Raw genomic sequence first — 15,865 nt, forward strand, 5'->3', positions numbered from 1 at the left:
TATCGGTTTGTTTCGCTACGGAATATTCCGTCTGGCGGAAGATACAAATGAGTGCCACACCGCTCAGGTGCTATTCAGTTGTTCTTTCCGACCAGTGCGTAGGTCTGCGTTGCGATCTCCAGTTCTTCATCCGTCGGCACCACCGCGACCGCCACCCGGGCGGACTCCGGCGAAATCAGCCGCGGTCCGCCGCCGCGTACGGCGTTCCGCTCCGGGTCGACCGCCAGGCCCAGGCCCGTCAGCCCCGCGATCGCCGCCTCCCGCACCGGTGCCGCGTTCTCGCCGACCCCGGCGGTGAAGGCCACCGCGTCCACCGTGCCGAGCACGGCGTAATAGGCGCCGATGTACTTCTTGATCCGGTGAATGTAAATGTCGAAGGCGAGCGCGGCCTCTTCGTCGCCCTCGTCGATCCGGCGGCGGATCTCCCGCATGTCGTTGTCCCCGCACAGACCGAACAGACCGCTCCTCTTGTTGAGAAGAGTGTCGATCTCGTCCATGGACATATCCCCAACCCGGGCCAAATGGAAGATGACGGCCGGATCCAGATCACCGGATCGCGTACCCATCACGAGCCCCTCCAAGGGGGTCAGTCCCATGGAGGTGTCCACGCAGCGGCCCTTCTCCACCGCGGAGGCGGAGGCGCCGTTGCCCAGGTGCAGCACGATCACGTTGACCTCGGACGGGTCCTTGCCCAGCAGCCGCGCGGTCTGCCGCGAGACGTACGCGTGCGAGGTGCCGTGGAAGCCGTAGCGGCGGATGCGGTGGCGGTCGGCGATCTTCGGGTCGATCGCGTACCGCGCCGCCGGCTCCGGCATCGTCGTGTGGAACGCGGTGTCGAAGACGGCGACCTGGGGCAGGTCCGGGCGGAGCGCCCGCGCGGTGCGGATGCCGGTGAGGTTGGCCGGGTTGTGCAGCGGGGCGACCGGGATCAGCCGCTCGATCTCGGTGAGCACCGCGTCGTCGATGACGGTGGGCTCGGTGAAGAACATCCCGCCGTGCACCACCCGGTGGCCGATCGCGGCCAGCTCGGGGGAGTCCAGGCCCAGGCCGTCCCGGGTCAGCTCCTCGGCGACCGCCTTGAGGGCGGCGTCGTGGTCGGCGATCGGCCCGGTGTGCTCACGGGTGTCGCCGCCGGTGAGGCAGGTGTGCTCGATCCGGGAGGTCTGCTCGCCGATCCGCTCGACCAGGCCCACCGCGAGCCGGCTGCTGTCCCGCATGTCCAGCAGTTGGTACTTCAGGGACGAGGAGCCGGAGTTGAGGACGAGGACACGGGTGGGGGAGGTCACTGCTGGGACGCCTTCTCGCTGGGGTTCCGGGCGGGGCCCTGGGCCTGGATCGCCGTGATGGCGACGGTGTTGACGATGTCCTGGACGAGCGCGCCCCGGGACAGGTCGTTGACCGGCTTGCGCAGACCCTGGAGCACCGGGCCGACGGCGATCGCGCCGGCCGAGCGCTGCACGGCCTTGTAGGTGTTGTTGCCGGTGTTGAGGTCGGGGAAGATCAGCACGCTGGCCTGGCCGGCGACCTCGGAGCCGGGCAGCTTGGTCGCGGCGACGGTCGGCTCGACGGCCGCGTCGTACTGGATCGGGCCCTCGATCTTCAACTCGGGCCGGCGCGAGCGGGTCAGCTCGGTCGCCTCGCGCACCTTGTCGACGTCGGCGCCCGATCCGGACGTACCCGTGGAGTACGACAGCATCGCGATCCGCGGTTCCACGCCGAACCGCGCGGCCGTCGTCGCCGACTGGATGGCGATGTCCGCGAGCTGCTCGGCGTCGGGGTCCGGGTTGACCGCGCAGTCGCCGTAGACCAGCACCTTGTCGGCCAGGCACATGAAGAACACGGACGAGACGATCGACGCGTCCGGCTTGGTCTTGATGATCTCGAAGGCGGGCCGGATGGTGGCCGCCGTGGAGTGCACCGAGCCCGACACCATGCCGTCGGCCAGGCCCTCCTCGACCATCAGGGTGCCGAAGTAGTTCACGTCCGACACGACGTCGTAGGCCAGCTCCACCGTGACGCCCTTGTGGGCGCGCAGGGCCGCGTACTTCTCGGCGAAGGCGTCGCGCAGCTCGGAGGTGGCCGGGTCGATCAGCTGGGTGTCGCCGAGGTCGATGCCCAGGTCGGCGGCCTTCTTGCGGATCTGGTCGACCGGGCCGAGCAGGGTCAGGTCGCACACGCCACGGCGCAGCAGCACCTCGGCCGCGTGCAGCACCCGCTCCTCGGTGCCCTCCGGCAGCACGACCCGCCGCTTGTCGGCGCGGGCCTGCTCCAGCAGCTTGTGCTCGAACATCATCGGGGTGACCCGGTCGCTGCTCGGCGCCGAGACCCGGCGGGCCAGGCCGGTGGTGTCGGCGTACCGCTCGAACAGGCCGAGCGCGGTCTCCGCCTTGCGCGGGGTGGCCGCGTTCAGCTTGCCCTCCAGGGAGAAGAGCCGCTCGGCGGTGGGGAAGCTGTTGCCGGACACCGAGAGCACCGGGGTGCCGGGGGCGAGGCGGGCGGCGAGGGTGAGGATCTCGTCGCTCGGCACCTCGTCCAGGGTCAGCAGCACACCGGCTATCGGCGGGGTGCCGGCGCTGTGCGCGGCGAGCGAGCCGACGACCAGGTCGGCACGGTCGCCCGGGGTGATGACCAGGCAGCCCGGGGTCAGGGCGCCGAGGAGGTTCGGCAGCATGGCACCGCCGAAGACGAAGCCCAGCGCGTCCCGGGCGAGCCCGGAGTCGTCGCCGAGCAGCACCTTCGCGCCGAGGGCCTGGGCGATCTGGGAGACCGTCGGGGCGGACAGGGCGGGCTCGTCGGGGACCACGTACGCCGGCACCGGCAGCCGGTCGGTGAGCCGCTCGGCGATCTCGTCGCGGTCCTCGCGGGCCACCCGGTTGGCGACCATGGCGAGCACGTCGCAGCCGAGGCCCGCGTAGGCGCGGTAGGCGTTGCGGGTCTCGGCCAGCACGGACTCGGCGGACTGCCCGCGGCCCCCGACCACCGGGATGACGGAGGCGCCGAACTCGTTGGCGAGCCGGGCGTTCAGCGACAGCTCGTCCGGCAGCTGGGTGTCGGCGAAGTCGGTGCCGAGGACGAGGACCACGTCGTAGTCCCGGGCCACCAGGTGGAAGCGGTCGACCAGGGCGGAGACCAGCTCGTCGGTGCCCTGCTCGGCCTGGAGCGCGGACGCCTGGTGGTAGTCCATGCCGTAGACGGTCGCCGGTTCCTGCGCGAGGCGGTACCGGGCCCGCAGTAGCTCGAACAGGCGATCCGGGCCGTCGTGGACGAGTGGACGGAACACGCCCACCCGGTCGACCTGCCGGGTCAGGAGTTCCATGACCCCCAGCTCCACCACCTGGCGTCCGTCACCGCGGTCGATCCCGGTCACGTACACGCTGCGCGTCACGTGTCCACTCCGTTCCTCATGTCGCCTTCGTCGCCACTTCGGCATAAAAATCGCTCACCGAGGTGAGCAGAACCCTCTTGACAATACCCCTGTCGACGGATAAGGCGCCCGTCAGGATCTCATTGGCGCGATGGACGTGAAAGAATCGACACCGGCTCACCGGCACACGACAGCGAGCAGGAGACACAGCACGATGCGCATCGGAGTTCTCACCGCAGGCGGCGACTGCCCCGGCCTGAACGCCGTGATCCGGTCGGTCGTGCACCGGGCGGTGGCGCAGTACGGCGACGAGGTCATCGGCTTCGAGGACGGCTACCGGGGTCTGCTCGACCGCCACTACCGCAGCCTCGACCTGGACGCGGTCAGCGGCATCCTGGCCCGCGGCGGCACCATCCTCGGCTCCTCCCGGCTGGAGCGCGACCGGCTGCGCGAGGCCTGCGAGCGGGCCACCGACATGGTCGAGGAGTTCGGCATCGACGCGCTGATCCCGATCGGCGGCGAGGGCACCCTGACCGCGGCCCGGATGCTCTCCGACGCCGGCCTCCCGGTCGTCGGCGTGCCCAAGACCATCGACAACGACATCTCCTCCACCGACCGCACCTTCGGCTTCGACACGGCCGTCGGCGTGGCGACGGAGGCCATGGACCGGCTGAAGACCACGGCCGAGTCCCACCAGCGGGTGATGGTCGTGGAGGTCATGGGCCGGCACGCCGGCTGGATCGCCCTGGAGTCCGGCATGGCCGCCGGCGCCCACGGCATCTGCCTGCCCGAGCGTCCCTTCGACCCCGCCGACCTGGTCAAGATGGTCGAGGAGCGGTTCGCCCGCGGCAAGAAGTTCGCCGTCATCTGCGTCGCCGAGGGCGCCCACCCCATGGACGGCACCATGGACTACGGCAAGGGCGACATCGACCAGTACGGCCACGAGCGCTTCCAGGGCATCGGCACCGCGCTGGCGTACGAACTGGAGCGGCGCCTGGGCAAGGAGGCCAAGCCGGTCATCCTCGGTCACGTCCAGCGCGGCGGCGTCCCCACCGCGTACGACCGTGTCCTCGCCACCCGCTTCGGCTGGCACGCCGTCGAGGCCGCCCACCGCGGCGATTTCGGCAGGATGACCGCGCTGCGCGGCACCGACATCGTGATGGTGCCGCTCGCGGAGGCCGTCACCGAGCTGAAGACGGTGCCGAAGGACCGGATGGACGAGGCGGAGTCGGTCTTCTAGCCGGTCCGCTCCTCAGGTCACCGCGCTGGGCGGCGGGCCGGCGGGTTCGGCGTGCGCGGATACGAGCGCACGCCCGTGCCGACGGCACGGACGGCAGCGCCCTTCCGGTTCACCCCTTGACCGCGCCGCCGAGCGCGAAGCCGCCGCCCAGCCGCCGTGCCACCAGGACGTACAGCAGGATCACCGGCGTCGAGTAGATCACCGAGAACGCGGCGAGCTGGCCGTACGCCACCATGCCCCGGTTGCCGAAGAAGTCGTTGATGCTCACCGAGGCCGGCATCTGCTCCGGGGTGAGCAGCAGCATGAACGGGACGAAGAAGTTCCCCCACATCATCACGAACGAGAACACGGTCACGACGGCGAGCCCCGGCCCCGTCAGCGGCAGCACGATCCGGACGAGGGACTGCGCGGCCGAGGCCCCGTCCGTCCAGGCCGCCTCCTCCAGCTCCGTCGGCACGCCGTCCATGAAGTTCTTCATCAGCCAGATCGCGAACGGCAGTTGGGAGGCGGCGAAGAAGAGGATCGTGCCCTGGAGGGTGTCGATGAGGTTCACCCGGACGAACAGGGCGTACACCGGCACCATGATCGCCGTGATGGGCAGGCTCGTCGCGAACAGGATCGTCAGCAGGAACGGCCGGTTCAGCCGGGACCGGAACCGGGACAGCGGATACGCGGCGAGGGCGGCGCAACCGACGGTCAGCGCCGTGGCGCCCCCGCACAGGACGAGGCTGTTGAGCAGCGGGGTGTAGGTGATGTCGGGGGTCAGGATCGCGTGGAAGTTGGCCAGGGTGAGGCCGCCCGGGACCTTGACCCGCAGGTTCGCGTGCGGGTCCACGGCGGACAGCAGCACCCAGGCGAGGGGCACCGCGAAGGCGGCGGCCACCGCCAGCAGCGAGACATCGGCGGCGAGCCGCCGGGAGGCACGGTTGCGGGCCATCAGACCTCCGTCCGCAGCAGCCGCAGATAGACGACGGAGAACAGGGAGCCGACGACCAGCAGGAGCAGGGCGACCGCGGTGCCGTACCCGATCATGCTGTTCTGGAAGGCCTGCTCGTACATGAACAGCGGCAGCGTCTGGCTCCGGTCGCCGGGACCGCCCTGGGTCATCACCCAGATCAGCCCGAAGACGGAGAGCGTCTGGAGGGTGTTGAGCATGAGGTTGGTGCCGATGGAGCGGCGGATCATCGGCAGCGTGATGTGCCACAGCCGCCGCCAGCCGCCGGCCCCGTCCACCTCGGCGGCCTCCGTGATCTCGGCGGGGATCTCGTCCAGCGCGGCGGAGTACACCAGCATCGAGAACGCCGTCCCGCGCCAGACGTTGGCGAAGGACACCGCGAGGATGGGCAGCGTGAACAGCCAGTTCTGCCGCGGCAGGTGGAGCCAGTCCAGGATGGCGTTGAGGGTGCCCTCGCGCCGGAAGAACGCGTAGAGCAGGAACCCGGCGACGACCTCCGGCAGCACCCACGCGGTGACGACGACCGCGCCGGTGAGGGTGCGGACGGGCTTCGACGCACGCTTCATCAGCGCGGCGAGGGCCAGCCCCAGGGTGTTCTGCCCGACGAGCGAGGACAGCACCGTGAACACCAGGGTCAGCCAGACGGCGTTCAGGAACGCGTCGTCCCGGAACGCCCGGCGGAAGTTGGCGAAGCCCACGAAGGAGGAGTGGGCCTGGCCGGTGAGCTGGAGGTCGGTGAAGGCGATCCAGACGCAGTAGGCGATCGGCCCGGCGAGGAACAGGAGCAGCAGGACCAGGGCGGGGGCGACCGGGAGGACCCGGACGGCCGGGTTCGGGCGCCTCACCCGCGGACCACTTGGCCGCCGGTGACGTCCTTGACCGTGGCGTCGTACTCGCCCGCCGCCTTCTCCACGGACAGGTCACCGGTCGTGACCGCCTCCATGGCCTCCTGCACGGCGGTCGACACCTTCGGGTACGCCGGGTACGCGGGCCGGTAGTGGGTGCTCGCCACCAGGTCGGTGAAGAACTTGATGCCGGGCTGGGCGCCGACGTACTTCGGATCGGCGGCGACGTCCTCGCGGACGGCGATCCCGGAGTTGGCGATGTACCACTTCCGCGCGTTGTCCTTCGTCTGCATCGTGCGGACGAAGTCGAAGGCGAGGTCGGGGTTGGCCGCCTTGGCCGGGATGGACCAGGTCCAGCCGCCGGACATGCTCACCTTGCCGGGCGCCTGCCCGTGTTGCGTCGGCATGGCCGCGAGCCCCAACCGCCGGGACCAGTCCGGCCACTCGTGCCCGCTGCCCGGCAGCCAGGCGTACGGCAGCCAGGAGCCGTCGAGGGCGATGCCGAGTCTGCCCTGGGGGAGCAGTTCGCCGTTGACGGTGGTGTTGAGGTTCGGGTCGAGGGCGTCGGAGACGTCCGGGCCGAGTTTTTCCTTGTAGACCGTCTCCACGAAGCCGAGGGAGTCCTTGAATGCCTGCGACCCCGTGATCCACTTCTTGCTGCCGCTGTCGTACAAGGGGTCCTGCGTACCGTCGCCCGTGCCGTACAGCAGCATCTCGAAGCCCTGCATGGTGGCCCGCTCACCGGCCGGCTTGCCGGTGTAGACGTTGAGCGGGATCACGCCGGGCACCTTCCGCTTGATGGTGCGGGCGGCGGCGAGGACGTCGTCCCAGGTCTTCGGCTGCCAGTCCAACGGCAGCCCGGCCTTCTCGAACACCCGCTTGTCGAACCAGAGCCCGCGGGTGTCGGTGCCGTCCGGGACGCCGTACGTCTTCCCGTCCTGCCCCTGGGCCGCCGCCTTCGCGGTGTCGATGAACCGGCGCCAGTCCGGCCACTTGGCGAGGTAGGGGTCGAGCGGCTTCAGGTACCCGCTGGTGATGTCGGAGTTGATGAGGAAGGTGTCCTCGTAGACCAGGTCCGGGGCGGTGCGCGGCGAGCGCAGCATCTGCTGGAGCTTGGTGTAGTACTCCGAGTCCGGGGCCTTGATCGGCACGAACTCGACCTTCTTGCCGGGGTACTTGTGCTCGAACTGCTTCTTGATGCCGGCGAGGTAGGTGTCCATCACCTTGACGGAGTTGTCGGTGGACTGCTTGTACGACACCTTGATCGTGTCCGGACTGCTGCCGGAACCGCTGCCGCAGGCGGTGAGGGCGGTGGCGGCGAGAGCGGCGGTGAGGAGGAGGGGGAGGGGGAGGGGGCGGGAGTGGGAGTGGGCGGCGGTGAGGCGCACGGGCATGACCTCCTGAGCACACGTGGGGGTGGCGCGGAGATGACTGCCGTGTGAAGGTAAGAGGAGTGGTCTAGTCAGGTCAATGTGTCTGCGCGGGATTGGCAGCGGGCGGCCTCGGCGGGGGCGTCGGCCCGCGTGTAGGCGTCGGCCGCCGCGAGGAAGGCGGCGCGGGCCCGGACCGGGTCCCCGGTGGCCGCGTGGACACCGGCCAGGTTGCCGAGGGTCATGCCGGCGCCGAACCAGTCCCCGAACTCCCGCTGCAACTCAAGGGCGTTGTCGTACGCCCCGATGGCCTGGGCCGTCAGACCGGCCGCCTCCCAGGTGCGGGCCAGGTTGTTCCAGGCGATGCCCGCGCCGTGCCGGTCCCCGATGGCCAGGTAGAGGTCACGAGCCCGCACATGGGCGTCGATCGCCTCCTCCGTGCGGCCCACGGCGTGCAGTGACAGCGCGAGGTTGTTCCACTCGTCGGCCTCCGCCTGGACATGACCATGGGCCTGGTGCAGGGCGCGGGCCCGCAGGTGCGCGTCGATCGCCTCCTCGGGGCGGCCCGCGACGAGCAGCGCGTTGGCGAGGTGCCCCCACTGGACCGCCTCACCGCTGCGGTGCCCTTCGGCCCGGCTCAGGTCGAGGGCGCGCAGATGGGCGTCGATCGCCTCGTCGGTACGGCCCGCGTGCCGCAGGGCCAGGCCCAGGTAGTCCCATCCGACGAACTCCCCCCGGCGGTCGCCCGTGCGGTGCGCCGCGTCCCGGGCGGCACTGGCGACGGTGATCCAGTCGTCGAAGTACCGCCGCCATTCCAGGTACTCCGCCAGATACTCGGCGAGTTGCACCGACAGACGCGCGTACCGGTCCTCCGCCGCCCACCGCACGGCCGCCACCAGCGCGGTCCGCTCCCGGTCCAGCCAGGCCAGAGCCCGGGCCCGGTCCGCGAACAGCTCGGGCTCCGGCTCGCCCGGCAGCCAGCGCAGCCGGGCGTCGGCCATGTGCGCGCACAGGACGTAGAACCCCAGTGCCCGCTCGCGCGCCTCCTCGCCCTCCTCCCGCAGGTCCGGGCGTGCCGCGACCACCCCGGTGGCGAAGGCCCGCACCAGGTCGTGCACCAGCCACCGGGGGTCGGCGTCCCCTCCGGTGCCGCGGACCCGGGTGACCAGGCAGGTGGCGGCCAGATCCTCCAGCAGGGACAGCGCCTCCTCCCGGCCGAGACCGGTGAGCGCGGCGATGGTCCACGTAGCCGTTTCGGTGCCCGGGGCGAGGGCGAGCAGCCGCAGCAACCGGGCCTGGCCGGGCGGCAGCCGGCGGTACGACGTCTCCAGCACCGGGCGCAGGACGAGCGAGCGGCCGTACTGGTCGGTGCCGACCGGCCCGCCGTCCAGCAGCGGCGTGCGGTCCGTGGTCCTGCGGATGTCCCGGACCAGCGAGGCGATGGCGCGCGGGTGCCGACGGCGCAGCATCGCGGCGGCGATCTGAAGGGCCAGGGGCAGGTGCCCGCACAGGTCCGCCAGCTCGCGCAGCGCCTCCGGCTCCCGGGCCGGACGGTCGTCGCGCTCGTCCGCGTCCAGCAGGGCGCGCGTCACCAGGGCGACGGACTCCGCCGCGGCGAGCGGGTCGAGGTCGATCCGCCGCACCGGCAGCGCGTCCGGCCGCTCCCGGGACGTGACCAGCACCCGGTGGCGGTCCGTGCCCGGCAGCAGGGGCAGGAACTGGCCGGGGTCCGAGACGTTGTCCAGGATCAGCAGCGTCCGGTCACACCGGGCGGCGAGCAGGGCGCGATAGGTGTCGTACTGCCCCGTCGCCGTCGCCGGCAGGTCCGGGCCGCGCACCCCGAGCGCGTCCAGCAGCGCCAGCACCGCCTGGTCGGCGGTGACCGGGTCGTCGTCGTACCCGCGCAGATCCACGAAGAGCGCGCCGCCCGGGAACCAGCCCGCCGCGCAGGCCCGGTGCGCTGCCTCCAGCGCGAGCGCGGTCTTGCCGATGCCGCCCATGCCGGTCAGGGCGGAGATCAGCACGGGCGGCGCGCTGTCGTTCTCCGGGATGGGCGCGAGACACGGCAGCAGGCGGTCCAGCGCTTCGGTACGGCCGGTGAAGCCGAGGGGGCGGGGCGGGAGGGTCGCACTGGCCCGGGGCGCCGGCCCGTGGACCGGGCCCCTAGCGGGTTCCGGTCCGCTTCCCGACGACGGTCCCGTGGAAGACGCCGCCCCGGAAGTCGATGTGGTCACCGTCGTGGCGTCCTTGGGGATCCTCCTCGGAGTCGGCGGAACGGCCGCGCGGCAGGTGTTTGCGCAGCACCGCCACCGTCACCGAGGCCGCGTGGGCCGCCGCCCGCTGCTGCGAGCCGCCGGCGTCCGCCTGGGCCTTCCGGGCGTTCGCCCGGTCGCTGACGCCCCGGACGACGAGCGCGTCCAGATGCCCGCTGAGGTGCGCCGCGTTGGCCGCGCCGGAACCCTCCATCTCGATCGCCCCGGCGTCGTTGTAATGCGTCTCGATGTGCCGTGCGATGTCGGACCCGGAGTCGGCCAGCACCACGTCGCCGGTGGCGATCGGCGCGAAGTGCACCCGCACGTCCGCCAGGTCACGCGCCGCCGACCGGGCCGCCTGCTCCAGCGCGTGCGAACTGGGCAGGGCCTTGGGGCGGACCTTGAAGCCCTCGTCCGTCTGCTTCCCGCCGTGGATGTCGTACACCTGGGTGCCGACCACGACGTCACCGAGGGGGATGTCGTCCTTCAGGCTGCCGGCCACGCCCGTGAAGAACACCGCCTCGGGCTTCAGCCACTCGATGAGCCGGGTGGCCAGCGCGGCGGCCCGCTCGGCCCCCACGCCCAGCTCACTGACCGCGACCTGCCAGGGGCTGCCGGGCAGGCTGCCGACCTCCACGCGGGTCCCGTTCGGGTGGACGCGTTCCTTCCGCCCCTCGATGTACGGCCGCACGGCCGCGTACTCCACCGGGAGCGCGGTCAGGACGAGAACGATGGGTCGAGTCTCCGGCACACTCATAAGGTACTGCCGGTACTGCCGGGGGAAGGGGCTTACGTGCCGGAACGAGACGTCACCGTGGGGCAGTTGCTGCTCGCCGAGTACCAGACCGTCAAGGACGAGCAGAAGACGCGGATCGGCTTCCGGGACAACCTGCTGTACGTCACCCTGACCGTGGTGGCCGCCGTCATCGCCGCCGCGGCCCAGGCCAGACAGACGGCGATGCTGCTCGCGCTGCCGCCGGTGTGCGTCGTCCTCGGCTGGACGTACCTCGTCAACGACCAGAAGATCTCGGCGATCGGGGCGTACGTGCGGGGCGACCTGGGACCCCGGCTCGCGGAGCTGGCGCAGGCCGGGGGTGACGCGGCGTTCCGCTGGGAGACCGCGCACCGGGGAGACGCCCGGCGCGTCTCCCGCAAGGTCGTGCAGTGCGTGGTGGACCTGCTGGCCTTCTGCGTCGTGCCGTTGAGCGCGCTCGTCGTGTACTGGGTGGGCGGTGACGTCCCGGCCGGGCTGGTGGTCGTGTCCGTGCTGGAGGCGGTCGCGGTCGTGGGGCTGGGGGTGTGCGTGGTGCAGTACGCCGTGCCGTTCGGGGCGGGGGGCGGGGCCGGGTGAGCGATGTCGTCGACTTCCGGGGCGGGGACTTCCGCGGGACCGTCATCGGCAAGGCGGAGTACCGGCAGCAGGCACCGGCGCCGACCGCGCTGGACGCGCTGCCGCCGCCGGCTGCCGGATTCACCGGCCGGGACGAGGAGTTGGACCGGCTGCGGGCCGCGCTCGGTCCCTCGGGCCCCGGTGGCGGACAGGCCGTCCTCGTCACCGCCGTCTCCGGACTCGGCGGCATCGGCAAGACGGCGCTCGCGGTGCGGGCGGCGTACGCGGCACGGGAGGCCGGGTGGTTTCCGGGGGGCGTGCTCTTCGTGGACCTGCACGGCTACGACGACGCTCCCGTCACGGCGGACCAGGCTCTGGAGTCCCTGCTGCGGGCGCTGGGTGTGGAGCCCGAGCACATTCCGGCCACGGCGGACGAACGGGCGGGACTGTACCGGTCGGTGCTGGCCGAGCGGGAGGCGGTCCTGATCGTCGCCGACAACGCGTCGTCGCCGGAGCAGGTGCGGCCGTTGTTGCCAGGGACCCCGCGGCACCGGGTGCTGGTCACCTCGCGGGATCGGCTGGCCCCACTGGGGGCGCGGCTGGTGCCGTTGGATCAGTTGACGCCGCAAGCGGCGTACGAACTCCTCGACCGGGCCCTGCGGATCGCCGACCCGGAGGACGACCGGGTCGTGGAGGAGGCGGAGGCGGCGTCACGGCTGGCGGAGCTGTGCGGGTACCTGCCGCTGGCCCTCCAGATCGCGGTGGCGTTGCTGGCGGAGGATCCCGGCAAGTCGGTCGAGGAACTCGCCGACGAACTGGGCACGTCGTACGGCCGGCTCGCCGCGCTGGATGACGGTGACCGCAGTGTGCGTGCCGCGTTCGACCTCTCGTACCGGCGCCTTTCCGCCGGTCAGGCACGTCTGCTGACCCTGCTCGCCATGGCGCCGGGGCCCGAGGTCAGCGAGGAGGTGGCCGCCGTGCTGGCCGGGACCGAGGAGGCCCTGCTGCGGGACCTCAGGGCTCTGGCGCGGGTGCATCTGGTGGAGCGGGGGAACCACCGGGGGTGCTGGCGGATGCATGACCTGGTGCGGGTGTTCGGGGCGGACGTCGCGGCCGGGGACGCGGGAGCCCGGCAGCGGTTGCTCACGCACTACTACCGGTGGGCGGGCGCGGCCGACGACCGGCTGAGGTGGTTTCCGGGGGAGCCGGAGCCGGAGCGGTTCGCGACGCGGGCCGAGGCGCTGGCCTGGCTGGACCGGGAGCGCGCGGGGCTGGTGGCCGCGGTGCGGTGGGAGTGGGAGGAGCGTCACCGGCATACGGCTGTGCGGCTGGCCCTGTGTCTGTGTGCATACCTTCGGTGGCGCCGGCACTTCGACGACATGGTCGCGGTCGCCGGTGCCGCCCAGCAGACCGCCCTCAGCAGCGGCGATCGTGAGGGTGAGGCCATGGCGTCGAACAACCTCGGGATCGCCCTGCGCGAGACGGGCCACCTCCAGGAGGCGGTCGACGCGCATGTCCGCGATCGCCACCTCTGCCAGGAACTCGGATACCGCGATGGCGAGGCGTTGGCATGGAACAACCTGGGCGGCACCCTGGTGCTGGCGGACCGGGTCGAGGAGGCCATCGACGCCTTCCTGCGCGCACGTGACCTGTACCGGGACGTCGGCTACCGGACCGGCGAGGCACAGGTGTGGAACAACCTCGGCGCGGCCCTGGCGGAGGCGGACCGGGTCGAGGAGGCCATGGACGCCTTCGTCCGCTCCTGCGACCTGCACCAGGCCCTCGGCGACCGCCACGGCGAGTCGTCGGCGTGGAACAACCTCGGCGTCGCCCTGACGAAGTCGGGGCAGACGGACGACGCCACCGAGGCGTACGGCAAGGCTCTGGCCATCCGGAGGGAGTTCGAGGACTGGTACGGAGTCGGGCAGACCCTCGAGAACCTGGCGATCGAGCACAGGAGGACCCACCGCCCGGCCGAAGCCCGTGCCCACTACCTCCAGGCGGCCGACGCCTACACCCGGGCCAACGCCCCGGCCGACGCCGCCCGCGCCGCAGCCGCCGCCCTCACCGCCCCTGAGGAACCCACCGGTACACCAGCTCGGGCCGCCCCACCTGCCCGTACAACGGACTCCGCCCGGCCCTCCCCGCGTCCACCAGATGCTCCAGGTACCGGCGTGCGGTGATCCGGGAGATGCCCACCGCCTCGGCCACCCCGGCCGCCGTGAGCCCCTCCGAAGCCGCCTCCCGCAGCGCGGACGTCACCCGTTCCAGCGTCGGCCCGCTCAGCCCCTTCGGCAGGGCCGCCGGCGTCGGGGCGCGCAGGGTCGCCAGGGCGCGGTCGACCTCGTCCTGGCCGCTCGCCTCGCCCACCGCCGCGTGGAACTCGGCGTACCGGACCAGCCGGTCGCGCAACGTGGCGAACGTGAACGGTTTCAGGACGTACTGGACGACCCCCAGGGAGACGCCTTCCCGTACCACCGCCAGGTCGCGCGCCGACGTCACCGCTATCACGTCCGCGTGATGCCCGGCCGCCCGCAGGGACCGGGCCAGTTGCAGGCCGTGGACGTCGGGGAGGTGCAGGTCCAGCAGCAGCAGGTCCACCGGCGTGCGGTCCAGGAGGCGCCGTGCCTCCGCCCCCGTGTGCGCCTTCCCGACCGCGACGAACCCCGGCACCCGGCCGACGTACATCACGTGCGCGTCGGCGGCGACCGGGTCGTCCTCGACGACGAGGACGCGGATGGGCTGCTGCTCGTCGGTCATCCGGCACCGCCCGTGGCCGCGCGCAACGGCAACCGCACCTCGAACACCGCTCCGCCCTCCTCCGCCTCGGCCACCGTCAACGTGCCCTCGTGGCGGTTCACCGCCTGCCGGACCAGGGCCAGCCCGAGCCCCCGTCCGCCGGGTTCGGCCGGCTTCGTGGAGAACCCCCGCTGGAACACCAGGCCGGCATGGGCGGGGTCGACTCCCGGGCCGGTGTCCGACACCCGGAGCACCACTTCGGCGGCCGTAGCGTACGCCGTCACGGTCACCCGGGCCCGCGCGCTGCCCTGCGCCGCGTCCACGGCGTTGTCGATCAGGTTGCCGAGGATCGTCACCAGGTCGCGGGCGGACAGGCTCTGCGGGAGCAGGCCGTCGTCCAGCCGGCTGTCCGGTGAGACCACCAGCTCCACGCCCCGCTCGTTCGCCTGCGCGGTCTTGCCCAGCAGCAGCGCGGCCAGCACCGGCTCGCCGACCGCCGCCACCACCTGGTCGGTCAGGGCCTGCGCCAGCTCCAGCTCGGCCGTGGCGAACTCCACCGCTTCCTCGGCCCGCCCCAGTTCGATCAGGGAGACGACCGTGTGCAGGCGGTTCGCGGCCTCGTGCGCCTGCGAGCGCAGCGCCTGGGTGAAGCCCCGCTCCGAGTCCAGCTCACCCATCAGCGACTGGAGTTCGGTGACGTCGCGGAGTGTCACGACCGTGCCCCGGTGCTCACCGCCCGACACCGGGGACGTGTTCACGACCAGCACCCGGGACGCCGTCAGGTGCACCTCGTCCACGCGGGGCTCCGAGGACAGCAGGGCGCCCGTCAGCGGGGCGGGCAGGCCCAGGTCGGCCACCGAGCGGCCGACCACGCCCTCCTCCGGGCCCACTCCCAGCAGCTCCCGGCCGCCGTCGTTGATCAGCGCCACCCGGTAACCGCCGTCCAGCATCAGCAGCCCCTCGCGGACGGCGTGCAGCGCCGCCTGGTGGTAGTCGTGCATCCGGCTCAGCTCGGTGGCGTTCATGCCGTGGGTGTGGCGGCGGAGCCGGGCGTTGACCACGTACGTGCCGACCGCGCCCAGCAGCAGGGCCACGCCCGCCACCCCGAGCAGGGCCGCGACCTGGTCCTGGACCCGGGCGCTGATCGTCTCCACCTTGATGCCGGCGCTCACCAGTCCGACGATCCTGCCGTTGTCCGAGATGGGGGTCACCGCCCGGACGGACGCGCCGAGGGTGCCGGTGTAGGTCTCGGTGAAGGTACGGCCGTGCTGGGCGGGGCCGATGTTGCCGAGGAAGCGTTTGCCGATCTGGTTCTGGTCGGGGTGGGTCCAGCGGATGCCGGACGGGTTCATGATCGTCACGAAGTCGACGTTGGCGTCCCGCATGACCTGGAGGGCGTACGGCTCCAGCCGGGCCGTGGGGTCGGGGGTGCGGATCGCCTCGCGGACCGAGGGGGAGTCGGCGATCGACCGGGCCACCGCCGTGGCCTGCCGGGCGGCGGCGTCCTCGGCCTGCCGCTGGTCGCTGACGTAGGTGAACAGCGCGTACCCGGCCACGACCACCGCTATCAGCACGGCCTGCATGGCGAACAGCTGGCCGGCCAGGCTCCGGGGCCGCGGGAGGGTGGGGACGCGCATGTCAGCAGTGTGCCTCTCCGGTTAAGCGTGAACTAAATGAACGGAAGGGTGACCACCCTCACAGGCCGGGAGATAGTCACGGCATTCCCCAGAAACGCCCGGACGTGAGCCGCACGCCGGTTGTTCGCCGACG

The 15,865-nt window shown here is 72.0% G+C and carries 12 protein-coding genes; 3 read left to right on the plus strand and 9 right to left on the minus strand.

The features are described from left to right. Positions 1 to 74: 74 nt before the first annotated feature. Together IE294_RS31695 and pta are read right to left on the minus strand one after the other, a co-directional pair. Positions 75 to 1,286: an acetate kinase gene (locus IE294_RS31695; RefSeq protein ID WP_189891764.1), complete on the minus strand. Its 1,212-nt coding sequence runs from the start codon at positions 1,284 to 1,286 to the stop codon at positions 75 to 77. Further along, positions 1,283 to 3,385 carry a phosphate acetyltransferase gene (gene pta / locus IE294_RS31700; RefSeq protein WP_189891766.1) on the minus strand — a complete coding sequence of 701 codons (2,103 nt, stop codon included), beginning with the start codon at positions 3,383 to 3,385 and terminating at the stop codon, positions 1,283 to 1,285. The genes IE294_RS31695 and pta overlap by 4 nt, the downstream gene beginning before the upstream one ends. Before the next feature lie 193 nt (positions 3,386 to 3,578). Between pta and IE294_RS31705 the strand changes: the two genes are divergently transcribed. After that, on the plus strand, positions 3,579 to 4,604 hold the full coding sequence (locus IE294_RS31705) for an ATP-dependent 6-phosphofructokinase (RefSeq protein ID WP_189891767.1): 1,026 nt from the start codon (positions 3,579 to 3,581) through the stop codon (positions 4,602 to 4,604). Positions 4,605 to 4,713: 109 nt separating this feature from the next. Here IE294_RS31705 and IE294_RS31710 read toward each other — a convergent pair whose 3' ends face one another. From IE294_RS31710 to IE294_RS31730, 5 genes are all read right to left on the minus strand, one after another. Next, on the minus strand, positions 4,714 to 5,541 hold the full coding sequence (locus IE294_RS31710; protein WP_189891769.1) for a carbohydrate ABC transporter permease: 828 nt from the start codon (positions 5,539 to 5,541) through the stop codon (positions 4,714 to 4,716). Continuing rightward, positions 5,541 to 6,404 carry a carbohydrate ABC transporter permease gene (locus IE294_RS31715; protein ID WP_189891771.1) on the minus strand — a complete coding sequence of 288 codons (864 nt, stop codon included), beginning with the start codon at positions 6,402 to 6,404 and terminating at the stop codon, positions 5,541 to 5,543. The genes IE294_RS31710 and IE294_RS31715 overlap by 1 nt, the downstream gene beginning before the upstream one ends. Further along, positions 6,401 to 7,798, minus strand: coding sequence for an extracellular solute-binding protein (locus IE294_RS31720; protein ID WP_189891773.1), 1,398 nt, complete (start codon positions 7,796 to 7,798; stop codon positions 6,401 to 6,403). Before IE294_RS31720 ends, IE294_RS31715 begins: the two co-directional genes overlap by 4 nt. Before the next feature lie 68 nt (positions 7,799 to 7,866). Beyond that, a complete protein-coding gene (locus IE294_RS31725; RefSeq protein WP_229917451.1) occupies positions 7,867 to 9,774 on the minus strand; it encodes a tetratricopeptide repeat protein in 1,908 nt (635 codons plus the stop codon). Between the two features lie 163 nt (positions 9,775 to 9,937). Further along, positions 9,938 to 10,783 carry a 5'-methylthioadenosine/S-adenosylhomocysteine nucleosidase family protein gene (locus IE294_RS31730; RefSeq protein ID WP_189891776.1) on the minus strand — a complete coding sequence of 282 codons (846 nt, stop codon included), beginning with the start codon at positions 10,781 to 10,783 and terminating at the stop codon, positions 9,938 to 9,940. Positions 10,784 to 10,819: 36 nt separating this feature from the next. Here IE294_RS31730 and IE294_RS31735 point away from each other — a divergent pair, with 36 nt between their 5' ends. Further along, complete coding sequence (locus IE294_RS31735; RefSeq protein ID WP_189891778.1) at positions 10,820 to 11,377, plus strand: hypothetical protein; 558 nt, start codon at positions 10,820 to 10,822, stop codon at positions 11,375 to 11,377. After that, the gene (locus IE294_RS31740) at positions 11,374 to 13,539 is read left to right on the plus strand and encodes a tetratricopeptide repeat protein (RefSeq protein WP_189891780.1); all 2,166 of its coding nucleotides are present in this window, start codon (positions 11,374 to 11,376) and stop codon (positions 13,537 to 13,539) included. Before IE294_RS31735 ends, IE294_RS31740 begins: the two co-directional genes overlap by 4 nt. Here the strand turns inward: IE294_RS31740 and IE294_RS31745 are convergent. Together IE294_RS31745 and IE294_RS31750 are read right to left on the minus strand one after the other, a co-directional pair. After that, a complete protein-coding gene (locus tag IE294_RS31745) occupies positions 13,421 to 14,116 on the minus strand; it encodes a response regulator (protein ID WP_014675070.1) in 696 nt (231 codons plus the stop codon). The genes IE294_RS31740 and IE294_RS31745 overlap by 119 nt on opposite strands. After that, positions 14,113 to 15,732 carry a sensor histidine kinase gene (locus IE294_RS31750; protein WP_189891782.1) on the minus strand — a complete coding sequence of 540 codons (1,620 nt, stop codon included), beginning with the start codon at positions 15,730 to 15,732 and terminating at the stop codon, positions 14,113 to 14,115. The genes IE294_RS31745 and IE294_RS31750 overlap by 4 nt, the downstream gene beginning before the upstream one ends. Positions 15,733 to 15,865: the final 133 nt, after the last annotated feature.

This window comes from Streptomyces canarius, assembly GCF_014650735.1.
Lineage (GTDB): Bacteria > Actinomycetota > Actinomycetes > Streptomycetales > Streptomycetaceae > Streptomyces > Streptomyces olivaceoviridis.